Source organism: Falsiroseomonas sp. RANM36 (genome assembly GCF_056682175.1).
Genome location: NZ_JBWXTD010000003.1, coordinates 74456 through 81035 on the forward strand (window position 1 = coordinate 74456; position 6580 = coordinate 81035).

The window sequence follows — 6580 nt, forward strand, 5'->3', positions numbered from 1 at the left end:
CCCGCCGCTATTGCCGCAGGCCCACCGGCACCAGGCGCGGCGCCGAAGCGCCGGCGGCCGGGGCCTGCTCCGCCATGGCGGTCCGGCACGCGTCTGCTTCCATCGTCACGCGACCGTGGTCGGGTGCGGCGCTGCCCGTGCCGCCGGCGATGTCCGCCAGCGCCTGGCACAGGATCGCGAGACGCTCCGGCGCCTGTTCGCGCGGCGGCAGGACGGCGCCGCGCACGAAGGCCGGCGCGCCCTCGCCCATCGCGACCGCGGCGGCGTAGCGCGGGCCATCGGCGCCGAGCCGGTTCGCGGTCCTATCATCGACCACCTCCAGCACAGCGGCCGCGCCGGCGCCATAGCCGATCGCCACGACCAGCCCGGCGCCCACCTGCCGCTTCAGCGCGTCCAGCGCGCCGAGCGCGCTCGCGACCGCATCGGCCCCGCCCCCGCCCGCCGCGCCGCAGCGCAGCGGCACCAGTTCGAGCACCGCCGCACGCTGCTCGAGCAGCGCCGACACCAGCACCTCGCGCGCGGCGTGGTCATGCGGCCCGAGCGTCAGCACCACCGCCGCCCCGTCAGTCGCCCGCCAGGAGGATGGCAGGCTGAGCAGCATGCCGGCATGACAGCCCGGCGCGCCCGGGGCGGCGACATCGACCTGCTCGTAGGCCGCGTATTCATCGGCCATGGCGGGCGGCACCAGGAGGCCGGCGGCCAGCAGGGCGGCGGGCAGCAGGGCGGCGGGCAGGCGGGACGACATCATCGGGCTTCTCCTCTCCGCAACGACGACGCCCGGAAGGCTCGCACGCGCCGGGGCGGGGGCGGGGCGGGAAGGGAGGCCAGCAAAAAATCAGTTGCCTGATATGTATCGTGCTTGCGGAAATTGTCCGATTCGCGGTCTGATGCGACGGGCGGGTTGCCGCCAGGAGAGGGTCGCCATGCCGAACCCTTCGCTGTCTTCCGCAACCGAACCCGTCTCCATGTTCCGCGTCGTCCGCGCGAGCGATCCGTCGGAGTTCGACCTCCGGTCGCGCGTCAGCGACCGCCTGCCGGCCCCGAGCCGCTGCTACCGCTACCTGCTGCAGGACCGCGCGCTTTGGCGCCGGCGCTTCCAGGAGCCGATCTTCAGCCTCGCGATCCGCGGCGCCGGCCCCATCGTCGCCACGAGCGGCGAGAGCCGCTTCGCCACCGAGGTCTCGCTGTCGGGCGAGCCGAGCGACCTGCTGGCCTTCAGCATCCCCCTGCACGGTCGCATCACCTGGATGCGCGGCGCCGAGACCGCCACCGTCGGCGTGTCGCAGGGCCTGGTCTACCTGCCCGACGCCGGGACACGCCTCGTCACCAGCGACGACAGCCAGCGCGCCAATGTCTTCCTCAGGATCGCGACGATCGAGGCGATGCTGGAGCACATGCTCGACACGCGGCTGCGCGCGCCACTGGAATTCCGCCCCACGCTGGACTGGGAGCAGGGTCTCGCGGCCAGCCTGAAGCGGCAGCTCCACTTCGTCATGGAGGAATTCGCGCGGCCCGACGGCATCGCCGACAACGCCGTCGCGCTGGCCGCGACCACGGACCTGCTCGCCTCCCTGGTCCTCTCGGCCACGTCGCACAGCTACTCCGAGCGGCTGCGTTCCGCCGGGGGCGCCGCCGCCCCGGCCCATGTCACGCGGGCGGAGGATTTCATGCGCGCGCATTGCACGGAACCGCTGCGCGTCGCCGACCTTGCCGCCGCCGCGGGATGCAGCGTGCGGACGCTGAGCGCCGCCTTCCGCCGCTTCCGCGGCCGCACCCCGCTCGCCGCCCTGCACGGCACCCGGCTGGACGGGCTGCACGCCGAGCTGAGCCGCGGCGCGACGGAGGCCCCGGTCGCCGCGATCGCGCGCCGCTACGGCTTCACCAACGGGGCGCGGCTCGCCGCGGCATTCCGACGCCGCTTCGGCGAGACGCCGCGCGAGGTCGTGCGGCGCGCATCCGGGCCCCTGGCGCCGCGCTGATCCGACAGCCCCCCGGGACAGCGCACCACCGCGCCGCCGCCGGATGTCGCGCTTCACGCGTTCGTGAGCTTGCCGGAAACGATCCGCTGCGGAAATCTCCCGTCAACCCATGGGGGAAGAGACATGCTGCGCCGAGTCCTGCCACGCCTTGCGGCACTTGCCCTGATTGCCGCCGCGCCGCTGGCGGCGCGCCCGGCCGAGGCCGGATATGCGGGGTTCTATGCCTTCGGCGACAGCCTGACCGACCGCGGCAACCTGTTCATCGCCACCGGCGGCGTCGCGCCCGTGCCGCCCTATGCCGCGGGGCAGCTCAGCAACGGCAACACCTGGGTCGAATCCTTCTCGCAGCGGCTCGGCACCGGGCCGACCGCGCCCTCCCTGCTCGGCGGGCGGATCTTCGCCTACGCCCTTGGCCGCGCCGACACGGCGCCGGCACCCCCGCCGCTGCCGCCGGCCGCCGGCGCCCTCATCAACCTGCCCGGCCAGATCGCCGCGTTCCTCGGCGCCACCGGCGGCACGGCGCCTGCCGATGCCCTCTATGCCGTATGGTCCGGCTCCAACGACATGCTGCAGACGCTGGCGGCTGCGAGCCTGATCGCCGATCCCCTGGCGCGCGCCCTGTTCATCAACAACGCCATCGCCACCTCCGTCGCCTCGCTGATCGGGCAGATGCAGGCCCTGGAGAATGCCGGGGCGCAGCACTTCCTGGTGCTGAACCTGCCCGATCTCGGCAAGACGCCGCGGCTGAACGGCGACCCGATCACCAGCGCCGCCGGCACCGGCATCGCCGCCGCCTTCAACGCCGCCCTGGCGACCAGCCTCGCCGCCTTCGATGCGCAGCCGGGCGTGCGCGTGTTCGAGGTGGAAACCTTCGCCCTGATCAACCGCGCCGTGGCGGCGCCGGCCGCCTTCGGCCTGAGCAACGTCACCGATGCGTGCCTCGAGGGCGGGGCGGTCAACTACACCACGACCATCCCGGCCAACCTGGTCTGCACGCCGACGCAGCTGACCACCTCGCTGTTCTTCGACGACCTGCATCCCTCGGCCGCGACGCATCTGTGGATCGCGAATGCGGCCCTGGCCGCGGTGCCGGCGCCGGGCGCGGCCGGGCTGCTGCTGGTCGCGCTCGCCGGCCTCGTCGTGGCGCGCCGGCGCCCGGCGGCGGGGACTTGATCGGCCGGGCGGCAGGCGCTCCGTTCGGAGCATGCCGCCCGAACCAGCGCCGCGTCCCACCCTCGGGAAACTCTTCGCCACCTATCTCCGCATCGGCCTGATCGGCTTCGGCGGGGTCAATGCCTGGGCCCGCCGCGTGATCGTGGAGGAGGAGCGCTGGCTCTCCGAGCAGGACTATGCCGAGGTGCTCGGCCTCGCGCAGGCGCTGCCCGGGCCGAACGCGCTGAACGTCGCGATCCAGCTCGGCGAGCGCTGGCACGGCGCGCGCGGGGCGGTGCTGGCCTCGCTCGGCCTGTTCGGCGGGCCGATGGCGGTGCTGGTGCTGATGGCCTGGGCGCATGACCGATGGGGGGAGCTGCCGCTGGTCAAGGCGGTGCTGGCCGGCACCGCGGCGGCGGCGGCGGGGATGGTGATCGGCACCGCGCTCAAGATGGTGCAGAACCTGCGCCCCGCTCTGCCGGTGCTCGCGGTCGGCGTCGCCGCCCTGCTCGGCGCGGCGGTGCTGCGCCTGCCCCTGCCGGTGATCGTGCTGGGCCTCGCCCCCTTCGGCATCGCCGCCGCCTGGTGGACCGACCGGCTTCCCGCGAAGCCGGCGCGGTGAGCGGAACGACCGAAATCCTCTGGCAGCTCGCCTGGGGGTTCATGGCGATCTCGCTGATCGCGGTCGGTGGCGGCATCGCCGTGGTGCCGGAGATGCACCGCCTGGTGGTGGAGGTGCATGGCTGGATGAGCGACGCGCGATTCGCCCAGCTTTTCGCCCTCGCCCAGGCCGCGCCGGGGCCCAATGTCCTGGTGGTGGGGCTGATCGGCTGGCAGGTGGCGGGGCTTGCCGGGATGCTGGTGGCGACGGCCGGGATGACCGTGCCGGCGGGGTTCCTGGCCTATGGCTTCTCCCGCCTGCGCACCCGGCTGCGCGGCAATGCGCGGCTGCGCCTGGTGGAGCGCGGGCTGGTGCCGATCGCGGTCGGGCTGATCCTGGCTGCCGGCATCCTGCTCGGCGTCACCGCGGCCACGGGCTGGGTGGCGGTGGCGCTGACCATCGGCTCGACGCTGTTCGTCTGGCGGAGCGACCGCAGCCCGCTCTGGGTCCTGGCGGCGGGGGCGGTGGCGGGCGCGCTTTTCCTGTAGAAGGGCGGCCATGCCGGATTCCACGCCTTCGCGCATCCTCGACGAGCTCGCCGCCATCCTCGGGCCGCGCGGCCTGCTGACCGATGCGGCGGACATCGCGCCGCATCTCTCGGACTGGCGCGCGCTCTATCGCGGCGCGGCCTTCGCCGTGGCGCGCCCCGCCTCCACAGAGGAGGTCGCCGCCGTGGTCCGGCTCTGTGTCGCGGCGGGGGTGCCGATCACGCCGCAGGGCGGCAACACCTCCATGGTGGGCGGCGCGACGCCGGACGAGAGCGGGCGGCACCTGGTGCTGTCGCTGGCGCGCATGAACCGCATCCGGGCGCTCGATCCGCTGGACATGACCATGACCGCCGAGGCCGGCGTGGTGCTGAAGGCCGCGCAGGACGCCGCCGCCGAGGCCGGCTGCCTGTTCCCGCTGAGCCTCGGCGCGGAGGGCTCGGCGACGATCGGCGGCGTGCTTTCGACCAATGCCGGCGGCAACACCACCGTTCGCTACGGCAACGCACGCGAGCTGATGCTGGGGCTGGAGGCCGTGCTGCCGGATGGCAGCATCTGGAACGGGCTGCGCCGGCTGCGCAAGGACAACACCGGCTATGCGCTGCGCCACCTGCTGGTGGGCGCGGAGGGCACGCTCGGCATCGTGACCGCCGCCGTGCTGCGCCTGTTTCCCCGGGCGCGCGACACCGCGCTGGCGTTCTGCGCCGTGGCGGACGAGGACGCGGCGCTCGCGCTGTTCCGCCGCTTCCGCGACCGCGACGAGAGCGCGGTGCGCGCCTTCGAATACATGTCCGGCACCGGCGTCGATTTCGCGGTGAGGCACATCGAGGGCGTGACGCTGCCGCTGGAATCGCGCGCCGACCACTACGTGCTGGTGGATCTCGCCTCCCCGCGGCCGGACGCGCAGCTGCGCGAGATGGCGGAATCCGTGCTGTTCGAGGCGATGCAGGCGGCGGAGGTCACGGACGCCGCGATCGCCGCGAACGAGGCGCAGGCCCAGAAGATCTGGCGCATCCGCGAGGAACACCCGGAGGCGCAGAAGCGCGAGGGCGCGAGCGTGAAGAACGACGTCTCGGTGCCCGTCTCGAAGGTGCCGGAGATGATCCGCCGCTGTTCCGCGGCGCTGCGGGCGCTGATCCCCGGCAGCCGGCCGGTGCCCTTCGGCCATATCGGCGACGGCAACATCCACATGAACCTGGAGCAGCCGGAAGGCATGGACCCCGCCGCCTTCCTCGCGCGCAGCCACGACATCATGGACTGCGTGAACGCGGTGGTGCGCGACCTCGGCGGCTCCTTCAGCGCCGAGCACGGCATCGGCCGGCTCAAGACCGACATGATGGAGGATTGGCGCGGCGGGGCGGAGCTGGCGGCGATGCGGGCCATCAAGGCGGCGCTCGATCCGCAGGGGCTGATGAATCCGGGGAAGGTGCTGCCCTGACCGGCCGGGGGTGGTAGGGATGGGCGGATGACCCGGATCGACCGCTACATCTTCCGCCAGCTCGCGGGCGGCCTGCTGGCGGTGACCGCCGGGCTGGCGGCGCTGGTGTGGCTGACCCAGTCGCTCCGCTTCATCGAGCTGGTGCTGGACCGCGGCCTGTCGCTGACCGTCTTCCTCGAGCTCACCAGCCTGATGCTGCCGGGCTTCGTCGCGGTGATCCTGCCGATCACCACCTTCGTCGTGGTGCTCTTCGTCTATGTGCGGATGAACACCGACCGCGAGCTGGTGGTGATGCGCGCCGCCGGCCTCTCGCCGCTGCGCCTCGCGCGGCCGGCGGTCACGCTGGCGCTGATCTCGGTGGCGGTCGGCTATGCGCTCAATCTCTGGCTGGTGCCGCTCTCGCACGGCGCCTTCCGCATGTGGCAGTTCGAGATCCGCAACCAGATGGCCGCGATCCTGCTGCAGGAAGGCGTGTTCTCCTCGATCGGCAACGAGCTCACGGTCTATGCCCGGGCGCGCGAACGCGACGGCACCCTGCGCGGCATCCTGGTGCACGACCAGCGCGAGCCGGGCGCGCCGGTGACCATCATCGCCGAGGAGGGCCGCATCACCACCACCCCGCTCGGGCCGCGCGTGCTGCTGATCAACGGCGTGCGCGAGCAGATGGAGCAGGCGCGCAACGGCCAGCCGCCCCGGCTGAACACCCTCTCCTTCGCCGAGAACAGCGTGGACCTGGCGCGCGCCACCCGCCAGGAGGAGGCGCGCGCGCGCGATTCGCGCGCGCGCCGCGTCGCCGCGCGGCGCGGCCCCCCCCCCGCGGGGGGGCGGCGCCCGCGCGAGAACGCCCGCGTCTACGGGCAGGGCG

7 protein-coding genes are annotated in these 6580 nt (G+C 73.5%); 6 read left to right on the plus strand and 1 reads right to left on the minus strand.

Going from position 1 to position 6580, the window contains the following annotated elements; genetic code table 11:
• Positions 1-7 precede the first annotated feature (7 nt).
• Complete coding sequence (locus AC1MIR_RS05295; protein ID WP_480027142.1) at positions 8-748, minus strand: hypothetical protein; 741 nt, start codon at positions 746-748, stop codon at positions 8-10.
• Positions 749-923: 175 nt separating this feature from the next.
• On the opposite strand from AC1MIR_RS05295, the gene AC1MIR_RS05300 reads away from it, so the two are divergent.
• From AC1MIR_RS05300 to AC1MIR_RS05325, 6 genes are all read left to right on the plus strand, one after another.
• On the plus strand, positions 924-1979 hold the full coding sequence (locus AC1MIR_RS05300; protein WP_480027143.1) for a helix-turn-helix domain-containing protein: 1056 nt from the start codon (positions 924-926) through the stop codon (positions 1977-1979).
• A gap of 123 nt (positions 1980-2102) precedes the next feature.
• Entirely contained in the window at positions 2103-3152 is a 1050-nt protein-coding gene (locus AC1MIR_RS05305) for an SGNH/GDSL hydrolase family protein (RefSeq protein ID WP_480027144.1), read from the plus strand.
• 31 nt (positions 3153-3183) lie between these two features.
• The gene (locus AC1MIR_RS05310; RefSeq protein WP_480027145.1) at positions 3184-3753 is read left to right on the plus strand and encodes a chromate transporter; all 570 of its coding nucleotides are present in this window, start codon (positions 3184-3186) and stop codon (positions 3751-3753) included.
• Entirely contained in the window at positions 3750-4280 is a 531-nt protein-coding gene (locus AC1MIR_RS05315) for a chromate transporter (protein WP_480027146.1), read from the plus strand. The genes AC1MIR_RS05310 and AC1MIR_RS05315 overlap by 4 nt, the downstream gene beginning before the upstream one ends.
• A gap of 10 nt (positions 4281-4290) precedes the next feature.
• Positions 4291-5715, plus strand: a complete 1425-nt coding sequence (locus AC1MIR_RS05320) for an FAD-binding oxidoreductase (RefSeq protein WP_480027147.1) — start codon at positions 4291-4293, stop codon at positions 5713-5715.
• Positions 5716-5742: 27 nt separating this feature from the next.
• Positions 5743-6580 (plus strand): LptF/LptG family permease (locus AC1MIR_RS05325; protein WP_480027148.1); only part of this gene is annotated, 838 nt, incomplete at its 3' end.

Coding starts and splice junctions, on each gene's coding strand:
- AC1MIR_RS05320 (WP_480027147.1), top strand. CDS start 4,291: ATGCCGGATTCCACGCCTTCGCGCATCCTCGACGAGCTCGCCGCCATC.
- AC1MIR_RS05305 (WP_480027144.1), top strand. CDS start 2,103: ATGCTGCGCCGAGTCCTGCCACGCCTTGCGGCACTTGCCCTGATTGCC.
- AC1MIR_RS05295 (WP_480027142.1), bottom strand. CDS start 748: ATGATGTCGTCCCGCCTGCCCGCCGCCCTGCTGCCCGCCGCCCTGCTG.
- AC1MIR_RS05300 (WP_480027143.1), top strand. CDS start 924: ATGCCGAACCCTTCGCTGTCTTCCGCAACCGAACCCGTCTCCATGTTC.
- AC1MIR_RS05310 (WP_480027145.1), top strand. CDS start 3,184: ATGCCGCCCGAACCAGCGCCGCGTCCCACCCTCGGGAAACTCTTCGCC.